Source organism: Marivita sp., assembly GCF_051251565.1.
Classification (GTDB): domain Bacteria; phylum Pseudomonadota; class Alphaproteobacteria; order Rhodobacterales; family Rhodobacteraceae; genus Marivita.
The window spans coordinates 1-17369 of sequence record NZ_JBPOFB010000006.1; the positions used below are offsets into that span (position 1 = coordinate 1).

Annotated in this window: 15 protein-coding genes; 6 read left to right on the forward strand and 9 right to left on the reverse strand. The window is 59.6% G+C overall.

Features of this window, described 5'->3' with window-relative positions:
• Positions 1–267: 267 nt before the first annotated feature.
• The 6 genes from ACSHXH_RS09845 to ACSHXH_RS09870 all read right to left on the reverse strand — a co-directional run bounded on the left by ACSHXH_RS09845 (position 268) and on the right by ACSHXH_RS09870 (position 7773).
• Positions 268–1497, reverse strand: a complete 1230-nt coding sequence (locus ACSHXH_RS09845; protein WP_435671617.1) for an ImmA/IrrE family metallo-endopeptidase — start codon at positions 1495–1497, stop codon at positions 268–270.
• A gap of 2 nt (positions 1498–1499) precedes the next feature.
• Positions 1500–1793: a type II toxin-antitoxin system HigB family toxin gene (locus ACSHXH_RS09850; protein ID WP_435671618.1), complete on the reverse strand. Its 294-nt coding sequence runs from the start codon at positions 1791–1793 to the stop codon at positions 1500–1502.
• 337 nt (positions 1794–2130) lie between these two features.
• Positions 2131–3687 carry a relaxase/mobilization nuclease domain-containing protein gene (locus ACSHXH_RS09855; RefSeq protein WP_435671619.1) on the reverse strand — a complete coding sequence of 519 codons (1557 nt, stop codon included), beginning with the start codon at positions 3685–3687 and terminating at the stop codon, positions 2131–2133.
• On the reverse strand, positions 3681–4139 hold the full coding sequence (locus tag ACSHXH_RS09860) for a plasmid mobilization protein (RefSeq protein WP_435671620.1): 459 nt from the start codon (positions 4137–4139) through the stop codon (positions 3681–3683). Before ACSHXH_RS09860 ends, ACSHXH_RS09855 begins: the two co-directional genes overlap by 7 nt.
• Positions 4129–4980, reverse strand: coding sequence for a helix-turn-helix domain-containing protein (locus tag ACSHXH_RS09865; RefSeq protein WP_435671621.1), 852 nt, complete (start codon positions 4978–4980; stop codon positions 4129–4131). Before ACSHXH_RS09865 ends, ACSHXH_RS09860 begins: the two co-directional genes overlap by 11 nt.
• 357 nt (positions 4981–5337) lie before the next feature.
• Positions 5338–7773: a GcvT family protein gene (locus ACSHXH_RS09870; RefSeq protein WP_435671622.1), complete on the reverse strand. Its 2436-nt coding sequence runs from the start codon at positions 7771–7773 to the stop codon at positions 5338–5340.
• Positions 7774–7961: 188 nt separating this feature from the next.
• Between ACSHXH_RS09870 and ACSHXH_RS09875 the strand changes: the two genes are divergently transcribed.
• A complete protein-coding gene (locus ACSHXH_RS09875) occupies positions 7962–9482 on the forward strand; it encodes a trimethylamine methyltransferase family protein (RefSeq protein WP_435671623.1) in 1521 nt (506 codons plus the stop codon).
• 139 nt (positions 9483–9621) lie between these two features.
• Here the strand turns inward: ACSHXH_RS09875 and ACSHXH_RS09880 are convergent, their stop codons facing one another.
• Positions 9622–10242: a hypothetical protein gene (locus tag ACSHXH_RS09880; protein ID WP_435671624.1), complete on the reverse strand. Its 621-nt coding sequence runs from the start codon at positions 10240–10242 to the stop codon at positions 9622–9624.
• Between the two features lie 308 nt (positions 10243–10550).
• Entirely contained in the window at positions 10551–11525 is a 975-nt protein-coding gene (locus tag ACSHXH_RS09885) for a LysR family transcriptional regulator (RefSeq protein WP_435671625.1), read from the reverse strand.
• 261 nt (positions 11526–11786) lie between these two features.
• Between ACSHXH_RS09885 and ACSHXH_RS09890 the strand changes: the two genes are divergently transcribed.
• From ACSHXH_RS09890 to ACSHXH_RS09905, 4 genes are all read left to right on the forward strand, one after another.
• A complete protein-coding gene (locus ACSHXH_RS09890) occupies positions 11787–12686 on the forward strand; it encodes a metal ABC transporter substrate-binding protein (RefSeq protein WP_435671626.1) in 900 nt (299 codons plus the stop codon).
• Positions 12687–12772: 86 nt separating this feature from the next.
• The gene (locus tag ACSHXH_RS09895; protein WP_435671627.1) at positions 12773–13672 is read left to right on the forward strand and encodes a manganese/iron ABC transporter ATP-binding protein; all 900 of its coding nucleotides are present in this window, start codon (positions 12773–12775) and stop codon (positions 13670–13672) included.
• Entirely contained in the window at positions 13672–14571 is a 900-nt protein-coding gene (locus tag ACSHXH_RS09900) for a metal ABC transporter permease (protein WP_435671839.1), read from the forward strand. Before ACSHXH_RS09895 ends, ACSHXH_RS09900 begins: the two co-directional genes overlap by 1 nt.
• Complete coding sequence (locus ACSHXH_RS09905) at positions 14571–15419, forward strand: metal ABC transporter permease (protein WP_435671628.1); 849 nt, start codon at positions 14571–14573, stop codon at positions 15417–15419. Before ACSHXH_RS09900 ends, ACSHXH_RS09905 begins: the two co-directional genes overlap by 1 nt.
• A gap of 20 nt (positions 15420–15439) precedes the next feature.
• Here the strand turns inward: ACSHXH_RS09905 and ACSHXH_RS09910 are convergent, their stop codons facing one another.
• Positions 15440–17071: an alpha-D-glucose phosphate-specific phosphoglucomutase gene (locus tag ACSHXH_RS09910; RefSeq protein ID WP_435671629.1), complete on the reverse strand. Its 1632-nt coding sequence runs from the start codon at positions 17069–17071 to the stop codon at positions 15440–15442.
• Between the two features lie 77 nt (positions 17072–17148).
• On the opposite strand from ACSHXH_RS09910, the gene ACSHXH_RS09915 reads away from it, so the two are divergent.
• Positions 17149–17364 carry a hypothetical protein gene (locus ACSHXH_RS09915; RefSeq protein WP_435671630.1) on the forward strand — a complete coding sequence of 72 codons (216 nt, stop codon included), beginning with the start codon at positions 17149–17151 and terminating at the stop codon, positions 17362–17364.
• The last annotated feature ends 5 nt before the right edge of the window (positions 17365–17369 follow it).

A 17369-nucleotide genomic window follows, 5' to 3' on the forward strand; every position in this document is an offset into this window, starting at 1 on the left:
TTCCCGTGCCCATAGTTCGTCTCCTTTGCTGCACATTATGCTATCAAAGGAGCGGCACCAAACCGCGACAGGTCCATTTTGATAGTAGCCATACGGCGTACTCCTTGGCGCTTGTTAAAACATTTGCCCTGGAGTCCCGAACCGTCTATCCCTTGCTTACCACCACAAGAGCGCTTCGGTCTCCGGAGCCACGACGAAGAGGGTGCGCCTGTATCCTTTCGACGTGTTGTGAAAGCGGGGACGCCTTGCCGGGCGCCCCCGCTAAACTCAGCAGATTGAATCCTCCATCAGCAATGGACGAACCTGTTTCGCGCCAACGAACTGCGAAAGTAGCCTGTAGTTCTGCTTCTCGTGGCGTATGCGGCCTGCGACGATGGCAGGATGAACCTTTGCTTGCCGCGAAAGGGAGATAACGTTCTGCACACTGGGGCTAGAGCGCACTGGGTGGTCGTCCCACAGCTCCGAGGGAATAAGGGCTTCTTGCGCCCACTCGTCAGCCTCCTGTTCGCGGATATCATCTCGTTCATGGTTCCGCTCCCGAAGTTGCAGATCGTCAATGAAGACCTCGCCGTCTCCATTGTTGAAGTGCCGTCCCAAGTGGGCCAGTTCATGAAGTAGGCAGAACCAGAAATTATCCAGACGATCATATCGGATCGTCATGCCCACAACCGGAACACTATCCGCTGTCCAAAGTGCTGCTCCGTCCAAATAGGTCTTTGGCAGGTGCGAAGCGACAACAAGCGCGATGCCATGCTTGGCCAGTCTTTCCTTGGCGAGCTTTGGACCCTCGTCAAATTCACTCAAGCGGGCCAAGTCACGGAGAAAATCTTGGTCGATAGTTCCTTGTTCATAGACACCTTCCAGCCCCGCTTGCCGTGCTTTGCAAAGAATGTGCAGGCACCAAGCTTGTAAAGCATGAACATCCGTTTTGGCGTTGGCTCGTGAGCCTCCGCCTTGGCGGAACAAAGCCTGTGGCAGCGCTTGCTGTCCCCCGACGCACGCCACCATCTTCTGCACGATTTCTTCGGTGCGATCCTTGATGTCTGCTGTTTTCTTGATCCAGCCTAGTTTGGCCATTTGCATCACAGGAAAACGCTCGAAATCAATCCCCGCCGGAGCGGTCGGCAGAGCGCCACCATCTCGTATCAGCACATCGGCCGGAATGCCCAAATGTTCATTCAAAGCCCGGATCATCTTGAGAGTCAGGCTTCGTTTTCCACTCAGAACTTCCGATGCCTTTGCGCGGCTTCCAAAGATTGGGGCCAGGTCGCTCTGATTCATGTCGAGCTGCTGCATGCGGAACTTGATTGCTTCGATTGGATCTGGAGCGTCCATTGGAAAGTGACGATCTTCGTAGACCTCGATCAGTGTCGCCAGCACATCGAGCTCATCATCTTCTGCTACGGAGCGATCAAGGTCCATCAGCGCTTCAACACGGGCAAGTGCAGCGGTGTAATCCTGCTCGGAATGAATTGGCCGAATATGATGCTCGTTCATAGTCATACTTCCTCCGCGTCGATTTGATCATATTCCTCGTGAGTTCCGAGGAACCGAACAAAGCCAATACCCTTCTCGTAGTCGAACCTGACAATCAGTCGATATTTGTTGCCACAAATATTGAAGACCACTCGTCCGCCCTTCAAAATGCTTGCGTTGCGATACTGCGCTTTGACCTCGGCTGGCGTTTTCCAGTTCGCGCGATGCGCTTCTGCCCACCAAGCATCCAGCTGCGACTTCGAGTCTGGGAAGCGTTTGGAAAAGGCAATCAACTTCGGTCGGGCAATGATTCTCATCGTTTATCTAGTCCAACGTTCCCGTGCAGTCAAGTTGTACATCGCTCCCTGAGGGGGATCAGATATCAGATTCGTGCCTTGGCGGCAAGTTCGGCGGCGAAGGGAGTTTCTTGATCCACTCTTGATGCCGATGTCTACTATGGCGCAGAATACAACTTACGGGCAACGCTCGGTACTAAGTTTTGAGATATGCAAGCTGGGAAAACACTAAATCTCGTTCTTTTCGCCTTTGATCACTTCTTGATCGTCTATGCCGCACGCGCCCTGAACGCGCGATCAGCCAATCTGAAGCATGGCAAATGGCGTGGACTTGCCAATCTGTAGCTTGGCAACACATTCAATGCGTCAGTCCCCGGTCCATGTCCCGATCCTGCACTTCTAGCTCTGTCTCAGCCTCTCTTCGGCGTCCCTCGCTAAGCTCAAGCTCTCGTTCAACTTCGCGTCCAGCGCGTTGTATGTGGCCTCTTCGCTCAGCAAGCCACGCAACGCCTGCATTGACGCGATCTGCGAGCGTATGAGCAACGTCGCGCAGGCCGCGATACCATCCAACTGGACTTGCAGCCTCTTCGTCGAGCGCGCTTCCAAGCCGCTCAATTCCTGCGCTGAGGTTTCGCAGGCCGTCACCAACCGCTCGACGCAGGCGAGCAAGTCGCGCTCCAAGGCTGTCAGGGGTGCCGTCATTCATTTCTCCTCGATCTTGATGCAGATGACCGGCGTCCCGGCCAGTGTGCAGGTTTTCAGCTCTGTCCTGTCGGGGTCCAGCGTCAGCCAGGTCTGCTCCCCCTGGTCGATCCGTGTCAGGCCCAGTTCCGTCAGCTCCGAGCGTGTCAGCATGGACGTCCAGAACCAGCTCGCGGCCATCATCGAGGCGATCCCCGTCACGATCAGCCCCGAGATCACCCAAGGCGAGATCGTGAGCCATCGCCTGATCTGTTCGGTCCGCGTCTCGAACAAGCTCCTGTTCTCGTTCAGGAAGCGGCGCGTATCGTTCTCGATGGTACGCCGCGCGTCGTTCGCAATGGCCGTCAAATCGATCCTGAAGCTCTCCAGCTGGGATGCCATCGAGGCGGCGTAGTCCTGGCGTATCATGTCCAGCTCGGCGTTCAGTTTCTCGCTCAGCCGGGTCGGCTTGCCAGTCTTCATGGAAAATCTCTCCTTTCAGGCGCCAGCGTTCGCCGGTTTCGGGGTCCTGCGCGGTCAGGTAGGCTTTGCCGACGCGGGGCAGGTCGAAGCCCGCATCGGCAAGGGCGTCTATCATGCTGGCGCGGTCGGTGATCAGGCCGACGCTGACCTGATCGAGGATCCACGCATGCAGCTCGTCGCGGCCCTGGGCGCGGGTCGGGGCCTCGATGGTGTCGCGCACCTCCTGGGCGCGCTCCAGCTCCATCGGATCGGCCCAGCCGTGTCGCTGGTTCATCAGGTCGCGCAGGCTGTCAAAGGCATCCTGATAGCCGGGCGGCGCGATGTTCAGGCTGCGGCCCGTGGTCAGCTCAAGGCGCGGGGTGCAGAAGTGTAGCTCGACGCGATCCTCGTGGCTGTGACGGACCCAGAGCATGTCGTATTGCTCGCCGTCCAGCCCGGCGAAGGCCAGCTTCTCGAAGGCGTCCATCACCTCAGCCTGTTGCGCCCCGCTGGGCGCGTCCTGGGCCGCAAAGCTGATCACGCCCGCGCGGTAGGTCCATTGGTGACGGCTGGCGTCTATCAGCGCCTCGGTGCGGCTGGGATCGCCGCGCAGCACCTCGGGCAAGGGCTCGCGCGTCACGGTCAAGGGCTTGCCGTCGGCATCGCGGATCAGGTCGCGGTTGTTGTCATAAGCCAGCACGCGCTCGGCAACGAGATAGCCGACCGGTCCCGCGCCCGCGCCTTTGCCGTTGGGGAAGAACTTGATCAGCACTGCCGCACCTCTTCGAGGAGCTGGGCAAGCTGGCGTTCAATCACCAACAGGCGGCGGGCAACGGTCAGGCTGTCGAGGTCGGTGCGGCCCACCAGCATCGCCCGGTTCAGCCAGCGCGCGATCTGGTTGAGGTTGCCGCCGATGCGCCCGACCGCCAGCACCAGCGCCGGATCGACACGCGGCACGGGCTTGCGCCGTCGGGCCTCGGTCAGGCCAAGCGCCTCACGCAGGAGCGTTGCGGCGGGCAGGCCAGCGGCCTCGGCTTTGGCGCGCAGCTCGGCTTTCTCAGCCGCCGTGCACCGGAAGACGAAGGTCTCCGTCAGCGGCTCCTTTGCGCGGGCTTTTCCCGCGCCGGTGGGGTTCGAAGGGGAGGCTTGCCGCCCCTCGCAAGGTCCCGTGTCAGAAGCGCCAGCGTATGACATGGGTCGCCTTGCTGTTTCCTCAGACCGCATGGCGGTTCTCCCCTACGGTCGGGGCAACATCCTGCGGAAAACGTGATGCGCACTGCATCTGACGCGGCGCAAAGGGCGAGATGCGTGCTGCAGAAGGCAAGGTGCATTCGCTATCCTGCGCCTGACGGATGACATCCCGAAGAAGACACAATTGCGCCTGCCATTCCGCGCTGTCCACCGGGGCCGGTGTCCGGGCCGGAAGCCAGAAGCCCAGGTGATGCTCATGCGGCGACAGGGGCAGGCTGCGTTCCAGCGTGGTCATGCCTTCCCGGGCCAGCCGTGCATCCCACTCCCGGACAAAGCAGATGCCCCTCGGGACAAACACCAGGTCCGGGCGCGTTCCGCCGGATTGCCCTTCATCGGGCAAATCCGGCGCGGACGCGCGCCCGTGTTCTTTTCTAAGTTCTTGTTCTCTGTTCGGGGGGCGATCCTGTCCCCCTTTGTTGGACAGGTCTGTCCCGCTTTGCGGACAGGATTGTCCTCCTTTGGCGAGTTTGAGCGGGACAACCTTGTCCCCCTCTCGGCGGCGTTCGGTGGCTCGTTGCAGGGCCGCTTCGGTCGGACGATAGCGCGAGGATTTCCCCTTGTTGGTCCCGCGCTCCACGGTCAAGTAGCCCGCCGCCTCGACCTTGTTCAGCGCCCGTTTCACCGACTTGGCGTGTTTGCCGATGGCGGCACCTATGGTCTCGAAAGACGGGCGGCTCTCGCCAGTTTCGTGGTCGGCATGGGCCAGCGCCAGGTAGAGGGCGACTCGCAAGGCGTTGTCGTCCAGATCGTGGTCCGTGACCATCTCGAGCAGGTATTGCAGCTTGATCTTGCAGAAGGGCAGAAGCTCAGACATCGGCCCCTCCCGCGATTGCGATCACGGGCGCGATCTGGTATTCATCTCTCGCAAACTTTTCGATTTGGCCGTTGACGCGGGTGCCAGCCCAGTCAGCGGCCTTTCGGTTTCTAGGCCCCCTGAAACGGTTCGCCAGAGGCCCGAAAAGCCCAATCAAATCAAGGGGTGGGGTTTTCCGGTTCGCCAGCGCAAGCTGTTGATCTCCCTCACCCCGCACAGTCCTGCACGGCTCACCACTGACACTCTCAAATCGTTAAAGAAATCCCGCCCATGGCGGTCGGTATGCATGTTGGCGTGTGCCTCTGCGCCGCAAAGGTCCGGCGCAGAGATCGGGCGGTGTGGGTCAGGCGGTGTGGGTCAGGCGCGCATGCGGGCGTAGGAGGGGTCGTAGGGCGACGGCGCGATCACCGCGACGGGCACCATCTCGCCGCAAAGGTCGATCACCATCGTGGTGCCAACTGCCATCACGTCTGTGTCGACAAACGCATATGCCAGGTTCATGCCAACGCGGTGGCCCCAATCGCCGGAGGTGACGGTGCCGACAACCTGACCGTCTTTCATCACCGACGCGCCGCCGTGGGCGGGGGCATGCGTGGCATCGACGCTCAGGGTCACCAGTTTCTTGCGCAAACCAGCGCCGTGCTGGCGCAGCAGGGCGTCTTTGCCGACAAAATCGCCCTTGTCCAATTTGACAAAACGGTCCAGCGACGTCTCAAACGGCGTAAATTCGGTGATCAGGTCTGCCTTCCAGTGCAGGAAGCCTTTTTCCATCCGCATAGAGTCGACCGCGCGCGCCCCAAAAAGCTTCATTCCGTGCGCCTTGCCCGCCTCGCGCAGGGCCAGATAGGCCGCGTAGAGCGATGCGTTGGGGACGTGGATTTCGTAAGCCAGTTCGCCCGAAAAGCTGACGCCCATGACGGTGGCAGGGGCAAAGCCGATGAAGCATTCGCGCGCCGACAGCCACGAAAAGCCGTCCTTGGACCAATCGGCCCGGCTGACCGCGTGCATCACGTCGCGGGCGTTGGGGCCTGCGAGCACAAGGATCGTCTGATCGTTGGTCAGGCTTTTGAGCTGCACGTCCTCACCGTCCTGAACATGCGCCTTGAGCCAATCCATATCGTGCGCTTCGGAGGCCGCGGCAGACCCGTACCAGACACGGGCAGGGCCGCGATCGGATGCGGGCAGGTTGGTGACGGTGGCTTCGCCTTTGACCATGCCGTGATGGTTCAGCAAATAACCCAGCCCGACACGCCCGTCGCGTTTGGTGACGGTGCCACAGATCATCCGGTCCAGAAACGCGTGGCGGTCGGCCCCGGTGATTTCGATCCGGTTGAAGCCGTTCACCTCGGCAAGGCCCACGTTGTTCTGCACGGTCTTCACTTCGGCGGCGATCACATCGAACGCTTCGTCGAAATGAAAGCTGAGCGTTGGGTGGAACTCTGGGTTTGGCTTGATGTATTCGACCCGTTCCCAGCCGTTCACAACGGTGAATTCCGCACCTTCCGCAGCCAGGATCGGCGTCAGCGGTGTTGTCTTGGCCGGGCGGCCTGCGGGGCGGTGTTCGTGTGGAAAATGGAAGCGGAATTCGTTCTGGTAATCCTCGATCGCCTTGAGCGCGGTCAGCTCTACATTGGTGTGACCTGCAAAGCGGCGTGGGTCGACGCACCATGTGTCGTAACACGCCTCACCGTGCACGATCTGCTGCGCCAAAAGCCAGCCATGACCGCCGCCTTCGCCGATTCCGGCGCGCAGGCCGATGATGCAGAACGCGTTGCGCTTGCCGGGGATCGGGCCAACCAAAGGCGCGCCGTCGATGGTATAGGTGATCGGGCCATTGACCACGCGTTTGATCCCAACCTCGGTGAGGGCGGGCATCCGTTCAAACGCCCCTTCGAGCACGTCCATCACGCGGTCCAGATCGTCGGGGCAAAGATCATTGGTGAAGGACGGGCTGATGCCGTCCATGCCCCATGTCTTGCAGTCTTGTTCGTAGAACCCGACCAGAAGCCCGTTCTTTTCCTGCCGCGAATAATAGTCCGAGATCGGGCACCGCAGCAGTGGCATACGATGACCGGCCTCAACGATGGCGGGAATGTCCTCGGTCACGAAATACTGGTGTTCCATCGACGCAACAGGGTGGTGCACACCCATCATGCTGGCCACTTCATTGACGCGGTAGCCACACGCATTGACCACGATATCGGCGTCGATGGTGCCTTTGTCGGTTTCGACGGTCCAGGTGTGATCGCCATGTTGCCTGAGGCCGGTGACAGCGGTTTGGCGGTACACTTCGGCCCCGGCTTTGCGGGCGTGAAATGCCAGCGCCTGACACAGTTGTGCGGGGTCGATATCGCCATCTTCGCCGTCCCACAGACCGCCCAGCAGGTTCTCGGTCGAGATCAGTGGATGACGGCGGGCACATTCATTGGCGTCGATGACTTCGAATTCAACGCCCATGCCGCGCGCCATGGACGCGAAATGTCGGTAGCCCTGCATCTGGGCTTCGGTGTTGGCGAGCCGGATACCCCCATCGCCGTGGTGATAGCCGACAGGGTATTCGGGGTCGTCCCGCAGCTTTTTATATAGCTGGATGGAATGGGATTTCAGACCAACCATCGTCTGATTCATGCCGAAATTGGTCACCTGCGCCGCCGAATGCCAAGTGGTGCCCGATGTCAGTTCGTCCCGTTCGATCAGGACCACATCGCTCCAGCCTTCTTGGGTCAAATGATAGAGCGTTGAGCAGCCGGCGATTCCCCCGCCGATGACGACAACTTTGGTGCGCGATTTCATGGTCTGTCTCCGCAGATATATGACCGAGACAAGGGGCGCGTTTTGGCCTCTGTGACAATCGAAATGTCATAGGTTCTAATTTATCGAAACTTAAATCCTACTATTTCGGAATACTTAGTCAGCAGTTGCCCAATTTTTGAAATAGCGCCCTGATCCCCCCAGAATTTCAAAGCTGAAAGTGGTGTCTCATGGCTGAACGATCGAAACGCGCGGGCCGTGCAGAGCGGATGGCCAAACGGCTTGCTAAGCCGGTGCTTGATCCCTGCCCCCCTGGCCAGATCGGCGGGTCGTACAAACCGCTGACCGAAGCCGAGCTGAACAGCATTTATGACACTGCTTTGCTGCTGCTGGAAAACCTTGGCCTTGGCGAAGTGCCCGCGCGGCTACATGCCGATTTGTTGGCCATCGGAGCAAAAGACAACGGGGCCGGGCGCATCCTGTTTCCGCAACCTTTGGTCCAAGAGGCGATTGATCAGGCCGCCAAGACATTCGTCCTGCACGGGCGCGATGCAGCGCGGTCCATCGAAGTGGGCGGCAACCGAGTGCATTTTGGAACCGGTGGGGCGGCTGTGCAAACGCTTGATCTGGACAGTCGCCTGTACCGGCCCTCAACGCTTGAGGATTTGCACAATTTCACCCGGCTGCAAGACACGTTGCCGAATGTAAGCTGGTACACGCGGTGTTGCATTGCCACGGATGTGCCGGACATTTTTGATCTGGATGTGAACACGGTCTACGCGCTTTTGCGCAACACGACCAAGCCGACCGCGACCGCCTTTACCGTGGCCGAGCATGTTGCGCCGATTGTCGAGATGCTGGATATTGCCGCCGGTGGGCCGGGGGCCTTTGCGGAACGCCCGTTCATGAAGGCGCATATCAGCCCGATCATTTCGCCGCTGCGCTTTGGCGAAGATGCGGTTGATGTGGTCTATGAATGTATCCGGCACAATATCCCCATGTCCTGCATCACTGCTGCGCAAGCCGGGGCCACGGCACCAGCAACGCTCGCGGGGTTTTTGGCGCAATCCTTGGCGGAAACATTGGCGAGCCTTGTGATGGTGCACGCCATCCAACCCGGATTTCCCATGGTGTTTTCAAACTGGCCGCTGGTGATTGACCTGCGTACCGGGGCCTTTGCGGGTGGCAGCGGGGAAACCGCCGTATTGAACGCCGCTTCTGCGCAATTGTCCAACTGGCTTGGCCTGCCGTCCGGGGTTGCCTGTTCGATGACCGACGCCAAGGCCATTGATGCGCAATACGGGATGGAGAAAGGGCTGACCTCTTTGGCGGCGGCCTTGGCGGGCGGCAACCTGATCTACGAAAGTTCGGGTATGACGGCGTCTCTTCTCGGGGCCAGCTTTGAGGCGTTTGTCCTCGACAACGAGATGCATTCCCACACCTACCGCGCGTTGCGGGGAATCGAGGTGACCGAAGAAAACCTTGGCTATGACGCGATCTTCAACGCGGTTCTGGGGGACGGGCATTTCCTTGGTGGGCAACACACGTTTGCGGCGATGGAGCGGGATTACTATTACCCGTCCCTTGCCAACCGAGACGAGCCGCGCACCTGGGCGCAGAACGGCGCACAAGACGCGTGGACCGTGGCCAACGCCCGCGCCCGCGAAATTCTGGAAACACACGTGCCCGAATACCTGACACCTGAACAGGACCGCGCCATCAAAGAGCGGTTCAACATTCTGTTTGGGTAGCGGCCGGGCCGAGGGTTTGGGGGCCGTGGCCAATACATGACGGCGCGCTGCGAGAGCAGGCGACCGTCAATAAGTGCAGACTCCAAAGGTATCACACATGACATTGCATGATGACTTGGGGCCGTTCGAGCGGTCTACCTTAGATCATCCCATTTTTCTTGAGGAACGCACGGGCTTTTTCCTCTGTGTTCAACTCGGCAATCTTGGTGTTGTAGCTGATCAGGGTCAGATCTTCGGCTTTTGCCGTCTGTGTCGACTGAAACACCACGCCCAGTTTTGGGTCACCGCCCGTTTTTCGATATCCTGCTAGAGCAAGGCCCACCAATTCCCGGCCCGTGACAGTCAGCACAAATGTGCGTTCAAAAATATTGTCATTGATCAACGGGGACGCGGCATGAAAAGGCTGGCGGCTGTGCACGCCGCCACAAATCCAACTGTCATTAATCGTTGGGCTCCATTCCGGTACATTCAGAATTGACCCACCCGTAAGCGAGTCAGCTGACTCCGATTCGGGATGCTTGAAATTCTTCATTTCGTCCTGAGTGATCCCCGCCTGACCTTGTTGGCTCTTGGCAATGATCTCTCCATCTCTGCCCCTGATGTGCCTTCCGAAAACTTGCATTTTCAGTGGCGTGTTCAGAGCGCCGACATACACCGCCCACGCGACGTCTGACGAGGTGTTTTGACCGCTGGAACTGTTCACTTTTTGGAAATCAGCTTCAAACGCAGGTTTGGTGTAGGGCATGTATTCTGCTTTCATCTTGATCGTGCGGCATTTTTAAAATGGCGCTTATTTAGGTCTCAGTGCTGTGAAGAAATATATCAAAACAATGATGTGCAAGCCATGGTCGCGCTCAGTTCGGCGCGTGCTGCTCGGTCATAGACGCAGTGAAAAGGTCAATGTGCAACGTTTTGTTCTTCGAAACACATGTTTGGTTAAAACGGCTGTTCTGCTCATCGACCGCCACTGCCGTATTACATCACAGAAGGCGGGACATGTTCAAGCGTCACCATTTGCACGTCATTGAGCCAATTTATAATTCGCGTACATTCGCGCTTCTTGTTACCCTAATCAATCAGCGTGAACCGGTCCTTGAGCCATGGTGTCGTTTCCACAAAGGGGCGGATCACCTGACTCTCCAGCGACTCGCGGACTTTGCGGTTCACGATATCCAGCACCGATCGTGAACAATCCGGTGTTGTCACCAATGACAGGGTTCGGGAAAACCGCTTGCCCGGAAACGGGTGCATGCGCAGTTTCGACTGGAACCGTTTGGCCCGCGAAAACAGCAAGGGCGTTGAGATCGTCCAGCCCGCGCCCGCTGCGACCATCGCCATCATTGTCTGGTTGCTGCCACAGGCGAATTTATGCGGCAGGGCCACGCCCATGCGGCGCAACTGGGCTTCGATCTGGCATGCGATGATCAGGTCGCTTGAGAATTGCAGGAACGGCAGTTTGGTTTTGCCCGCAACGATATCGGGCACTGACGGGTCAACGGACGCAGGCAGAACCACGACAAACGGATCACGCAGCAAGGGTTGATCCTGAAGGTCGCGCAACCGTTCAGGCGGGGTGGTCGAAATGCCAAGGTCCAGTTCCCGGTCACGCAGCATTTCAATCAATTCGTGGCTGGAGGAGGTGTGATACAGAAAATCGCAATCCGGCATCTTTTGCGACAGGTAGACCGCCAGCTCCGGTGTGACATCGCTGTCGAGGTCTTCGATGGTGCCCAGCCGCAGGTAGCGCGCTTCGGCCAGATCCCCGGTCGAGGCTTCTGCCGTGGCTTTGCGGATCGCGTGCAGGGCAATGTCGATATTGCGCAAGAAAACGTGACCCTTGGGCGTCAGGACCATCGGCCTGCGGGTGTGATTGAACAGCTCAACCCCAAGGTGGTCCTCAAGGCTGCGCAGGTGATGTGATACGGTACTGATCGACAGCCCGCTTTCCTTGGCTGTCTCCCGCAGCGAACCGTTGCGCGCGCAGACCTGGAACAGTTCCAGCCATTTCAGGCTCAGCCCTTTGCGAGAGGATGGTTTGGTCATGTCGATTTCGGCCCTGCGGCAGTGGGGTGCGTGCCAAACCTTCGGTCATTCGCGGGGGCAATGCCATCCAATTCGATCCCGGCTGATTCAGGCGGCAGGCCCAAATGCCCGATCCTTGGCACGTCTTTGGTGTCGATGGTGGCGAAGATGATGAGAAATATAGCAGGCCAGCCTTGCAAGCAGCTTTGCCCCTTATAAGTAATTGCGAGTGATTTGCATTTTCATGTAGGCGCTGCTAAACAAAAACAGGAGGTTTGACGGATGACGACGACCCTTAAAACACTGGCCACTGCGGGGCTTTTGGCTTCAATCGCCGGGGGCGCTTGGGCGGAAGACCGCATGAAGGTGGTTACGACCTTTACCGTTCTGGCGGATATCGCGGCCAATGTTGCGGGCGATGCCGCGGAGGTGGTTTCCATCACCAAGCCCGGTGCGGAAATCCACGGCTATGAACCGACGCCGCAAGACATCGTGCGCGCGTCCGATGCGGATTTGATCCTGTGGAACGGTCTGAACCTTGAACTGTGGTTCGAACAATTCGTCTCGAACCTGGGGGATGTACCCTCGGCCACGCTTAGCGATGGGATCGAACCGATCTCTATTTCGGCGGGCAGCTACGAAGGGAAACCCAACCCGCACGCGTGGATGGGGCTTGATAACGCATTGGTCTATATCGACAATATCGTTGCCGCCTTTTCCGAGCATGACCCTGAGAACGCCGCGATCTATGCCGAGAACGCCGCGCGCTACAAAGACGAATTGCGCGCCACCATCGCCCCCCTGCGCGAGGCGATTGCAACCATTCCCGAAGATCAGCGTTGGCTAGTCACCTGTGAAGGTGCGTTCAGCTATCTGGCGCGCGACATGGGCCTGAAAGAGCTGTATCTTTGGCCGATGAACGCCGATCAGGTCGGAACGCCCCAGCAGGTGCGCGCGGTGATCGACGGTGTGCGCGAGAATGACATTCAGGTCGTGTTCTGCGAAAGCACCGTCAACACCGCTCCGGCGGAACAGGTCGCGCGCGAAACAGGTGTCACCTATGGCGGCGTGCTCTATGTCGATTCCCTAAGTGCGGACGATGGGCCCGTCCCGACCTATCTTGACCTTCTGACCGTGACCACGCGCACGGTGGCCGAGGGTCTGACCTCTGTCGGCAATTGAGCCGACGACTTAACCGCGCGTCCTTCCGCAGCTTTGAAGCGGGTGGACGTACAAGCCTGAACAGGCGAACCACATAAGGACATGCCATGCTCGATGAGCAGAGCCAGCCAACACCCCCGCCCCAGACCGCCCCGCGCGGCGAAGGTCTGCGCGCTGAAGATGTCACCGTTACGTACCGCAACGGCCACACGGCCTTGTGGGATGCCAGCTTTGACATTCCGCGCGGCACGGTGACGGCGCTTGTCGGGATCAACGGCGCCGGGAAATCAACCCTGTTCAAGGCGATTATGGGGTTTGTGCCCGCAGCCAAGGGCACCATCCGTATCCTTGGCCTGCCCGTGAAAGAGGCGCTGGCCCGCAACCTCGTGGCTTATGTGCCGCAATCCGAAGATGTGGATTGGGCCTTTCCTGTGCTGGTCGAGGATGTGGTGATGATGGGCCGCTACGGGCATATGGGGTTTCTGCGCCGCCCCAAAGCCGCCGATCATGCGGCAGTCGATCAGGCGCTGCGCCGTGTTAATATGCAGGAGTTTCGCCACCGCCAGATCGGAGAGCTGTCAGGCGGCCAACGCAAACGCGTGTTCCTGGCCCGCGCCATTGCCCAGGACGGGCAGGTGATCCTGCTGGACGAGCCGTTCACCGGTGTCGACGTCAAGACCGAGGATCAGATTGTCACCCTCCTGCGCGAGCTGCGCGATGAAGGGCGGGTGATGCTTGTCTCGACCCATAACCTTGGGTCGGTCACCGAGTTCTGCGACCGGACCGTATTGGTGAAGGGCACGGTGCTCAGCTATGGCCCTACCGAAACGACCTTTACCCGAGAGAACCTTGAAATGGCGTTTGGCGGTGTGTTGCGCCATTTCACGATTGGGGGCGACACGCTGCACGACGACGAAGACGCGCGCGAGGTCACGATCTTTACCGATGACGAGCGCCCGTTTGTGCAATACGGCGACAAAACCCAGCGGACGGAGTCCAACGGATGATCGCCTACCTGCTGGAACCTTTCGGCTATTCCTACATGGTGAACGCCATGTGGGTGTCGGCGCTTGTCGGCTCTGTCTGTGCGTTCCTGTCCGCCTATCTCATGCTCAAGGGCTGGTCGCTGATCGGCGACGCGTTGGCCCATTCGGTCGTGCCGGGGGTGGCGGGTGCGTATATCCTGGGTCTGCCCTTTGCGCTGGGCGCGTTTGTTGCCGGGGGCTTGGCGGCAGGCGCGATGCTGTTTTTGTCTGACAGGTCCGGTCTGAAACCGGACGTGATCATCGGGCTGATCTTCACGTCGTTCTTTGGGCTTGGCCTGTTCATGGTGTCGATCAATCCCATGTCGGTGTCGATCCAGACCATCACCATGGGCAATATCCTTGCGATCACGCCAGAGGACACGCTGCAACTGGCGATCATCGGTTTTGTGTCGCTCGCGGTGCTTCTGGCCAAGTGGAAAGATCTGATGGTCACGTTCTTTGACGAAAACCACGCCCGCACCATCGGGTTGCGGCCATACTTGCTCAAGGCGGTGTTCTTTGTCCTGCTTTCGGCATCGGTGGTGGCGGCGATGCAGACGGTGGGGGCGTTTCTGGTGATTGCGATGGTCGTGACACCGGGGGCGACGGCCTATCTGCTGTGTGACCGCTTTCCGCGCCTCATTGCGACCTCGGTGGCGATCGGGGCCGGAACCAGCTTTGTCGGCGCGTATATCAGCTACTTTCTGGACGGTGCGACGGGTGGGATCATCGTCTGCCTGCAAACGCTGATTTTCTTGTTGGTCTTCGTGATGGCCCCGCGCCACGGGTTGCTGGCCGCGCGGCGTCAGGCCAAAGCCGCCCTGCGCAAAACGGCCAAACCCAGCGCACCCGCCGCCCATCCTGCACAAGAGGGTGTGTGATGGACGTTGAGACCCTGATACTGCCCTTCCGCTTTGCATTTATGCAAAACGCATTTCTGATTTCGCTGATCGTCGCGGTGCCCACGGCGCTGTTGTCGTGTTTTCTGGTGCTCAAGGGCTGGGCGCTGATGGGCGACGCGGTCAGCCACGCGGTGCTGCCCGGTATCGTGCTGGCCTATATCCTTGGCATTCCGCTGATTATTGGCGCATTTGTTGCGGGCATGTCCTGTGCGGTGCTCACGGGGTATCTGGCGTCCAACAGCCGGGTCAAACAAGACACGGTGATGGGCGTGGTGTTTTCGGGGATGTTTGGTCTGGGCATCGTCCTTTACGTCTCGGTCGAGACCAACGCCCATCTGGATCACATCCTGTTTGGCAACATGCTCGGGGTTGAGCCGCACGAGCTTTGGACCGCTGGCATCATCTCGGCGCTTGTTGCTGCGGGTCTTGTTCTGAAGTGGAAAGACCTGCTGTTGCACAGCTTTGATCCGGCGCAAGCGCAAGCCTCGGGCCTGCCGGTCACCCTGCTGCATTACGGGCTGTTGACCGCGCTGTCGCTGACCATCGTGGCAACCCTTTCGGCGGCAGGGCTGATCCTTGCCATCGGGTTGCTGATCGCGCCGGGGGCCATCGCGTTTCTGCTGGTGCGGCAGTTCCGCACGATGCTGTGGGTGGCGGTTCTGCTCAACGTGGTGACCATGCTGCTGGGCACCTATCTGAGCTTTTTCCTAGACAGTGCGCCTGCGCCCACGATCATCCTGATCCAGACCAGCGTGTTCATCTTCGCCTTTGTCCGCCGTCAGATTTTGACCCGACGGGCATCGCAGCTGCGCGTCCAGCGCGGTTAGGCGGGTGGCGGCTTTGCCGCCTACGTCATCACGTCCGGGGCTGACCTGCCGGTGCGTTCCGCCAAACCGCTGATCAGCGCCGTGGCCTCTGCAATGTCGCGCAGCGCGGCTTGCGTTTCGATGTTCAGGTCACCGTCTTTTGGCGTGTGGCGTTCAAGGTAAACCCGCAAGGTTGCGCCTTCGGTCCCGGTGCCCGAAAGACGCAAAACCGCGCGTGCGCCGCAGGTGAAATGCAGCCGCAGCCCCTGATTGTGGCTTACCGATCCGTCCACCGGATCGTGATAGGAAAACGAATCCGCCGCCGCGACCGTACATGCGCCAAAGCTTTGCCCGGCAAGGCGGTCAAGCTGTGCCGTCAGATCCGCCATCAACGCATGTGCCGCGTCACTGTCCAGCGCCTCAAAGTCATGGCGCGAATAGTAATCGCGGCCAAAGGTTTGCCAATGGTCCTGAAGAATGTCCTTTACCGACATTTTGCGCATGGCCAGAATATTGAGCCAGAGCAGCACCGCCCACAGCCCGTCTTTTTCGCGGACATGATCGCTGCCCGTGCCGGCGCTTTCTTCCCCGCACAAGGTGACGCGCCCCGCATCGAGCAAGGCGCCAAAGAATTTCCAGCCCGTGGGGGTTTCAAAACATTCAACGGCCAATGCCTCGGCCACGCGGTCAGCTGCGCGGCTGGTGGGCATGGAGCGTGCCACCCCCGCGATGCCGCGCGTGTAGGCCGGGGCCAGATGCGCATTGGCGGCCAGAACGGCAAGGCTGTCAGATGGGGTCACATAGACGCCTTTGCCAAGGATCATATTGCGATCCCCGTCCCCGTCCGAGGCAGCGGCAAAGTCTGGGCCGTCTTCGGACATCACCAGATCGACCAGCGGCTTGGCCCAGATCGGGTTGGGATCGGGGTGACCTTTGCCGAAATCGACCGACGGCACGCCGTTCAGAACTGTGCCCTTGGGGGCACCCAGCATGTCCTCAAGGATGGTCTTGGCATAAGGCCCCGTGACCGCGTGCATCGCGTCGAACTTGACGCGAAAGCCGCTGGCAAAAAGTGCGCGCAGGGCGTCGAAATCGAACAGCTCTTGCATCAGCGCGGCATAGTCTGAAACCGGGTCAACCACGTCCACATTCATGTCGCCAAGCACGGTTGTGCCGATGCGTTCAAGGTCGATATCGGCGGTGTCGAGTGTGGTGTAGCTGCTCAGCGTCTTGGTCTGGGCAAAGATTGCATCGGTGATTGCCTCGGGGGCGGGGCCGCCGTTTGAGATGTTGTACTTGAGCCCGAAATCTTCGTCGATGCCACCGGGGTTGTGGCTGGCCGACAGGATCAGACCGCCATCCGCGCCGCGTTGCCGGATCAGGTTTGACGCGGCAGGGGTGGACAACAGGCCCCCCTGACCGACAATCGCATGCGCGGCCCCGTTGGCGGCGGCCATGCGCAGGATCGTCTGGATCGCCTCGGCGTTGAAATACCGCCCGTCGCCCCCGATCACGAGGGTCTTACCCATCACTCCGTCAATCGCGTTGAAGGTCGCCTGTACGAAACACTCAAGATAGCCCGGCTGCATGAACACGCGGGTTTTCTTGCGCAGGCCCGATGTGCCTGGTTTCTGCCCGTCGAAGGGCGTGCAGCTCTGGGTCAGGATCGTCATGCGGGCACCTCTTTTAGCTTGCGGCACCCTATGTATCTTTTGTGGCGAAAAAATGCACAACCCACGGGTTTTCCTGCATGCCACAGCGAAAGCTGTCACATCTTGGGCAGGAACGTTTTCTGCTGTCCCGCGGCGTCGAGGTGTTGGGGAACACCACCAAGCCGTTTCGCCGCTCTATCGCCTTGCGCGTGCAGCGCATCGCATGTCCATCCGTAGCGGCGGCGGCCCAAGTCATCGAAAGCGCGGTGCGGTGTCGTCCAGCACAAGGCCGACAGGTTGGTCCAGCGCAGTGATGCGC

Coding starts and splice junctions, on each gene's coding strand:
- ACSHXH_RS09870 (WP_435671622.1), bottom strand. CDS start 7,773: ATGAAATCGCGCACCAAAGTTGTCGTCATCGGCGGGGGAATCGCCGGC.
- ACSHXH_RS09845 (WP_435671617.1), bottom strand. CDS start 1,497: ATGAACGAGCATCATATTCGGCCAATTCATTCCGAGCAGGATTACACC.
- ACSHXH_RS09885 (WP_435671625.1), bottom strand. CDS start 11,525: ATGACCAAACCATCCTCTCGCAAAGGGCTGAGCCTGAAATGGCTGGAA.
- ACSHXH_RS09865 (WP_435671621.1), bottom strand. CDS start 4,980: ATGTCTGAGCTTCTGCCCTTCTGCAAGATCAAGCTGCAATACCTGCTC.
- ACSHXH_RS09880 (WP_435671624.1), bottom strand. CDS start 10,242: ATGAAAGCAGAATACATGCCCTACACCAAACCTGCGTTTGAAGCTGAT.
- ACSHXH_RS09850 (WP_435671618.1), bottom strand. CDS start 1,793: ATGAGAATCATTGCCCGACCGAAGTTGATTGCCTTTTCCAAACGCTTC.
- ACSHXH_RS09905 (WP_435671628.1), top strand. CDS start 14,571: ATGGACGTTGAGACCCTGATACTGCCCTTCCGCTTTGCATTTATGCAA.
- ACSHXH_RS09890 (WP_435671626.1), top strand. CDS start 11,787: ATGACGACGACCCTTAAAACACTGGCCACTGCGGGGCTTTTGGCTTCA.
- ACSHXH_RS09895 (WP_435671627.1), top strand. CDS start 12,773: ATGCTCGATGAGCAGAGCCAGCCAACACCCCCGCCCCAGACCGCCCCG.
- ACSHXH_RS09910 (WP_435671629.1), bottom strand. CDS start 17,071: ATGACGATCCTGACCCAGAGCTGCACGCCCTTCGACGGGCAGAAACCA.
- ACSHXH_RS09915 (WP_435671630.1), top strand. CDS start 17,149: ATGCCACAGCGAAAGCTGTCACATCTTGGGCAGGAACGTTTTCTGCTG.
- ACSHXH_RS09875 (WP_435671623.1), top strand. CDS start 7,962: ATGGCTGAACGATCGAAACGCGCGGGCCGTGCAGAGCGGATGGCCAAA.
- ACSHXH_RS09860 (WP_435671620.1), bottom strand. CDS start 4,139: ATGCGGTCTGAGGAAACAGCAAGGCGACCCATGTCATACGCTGGCGCT.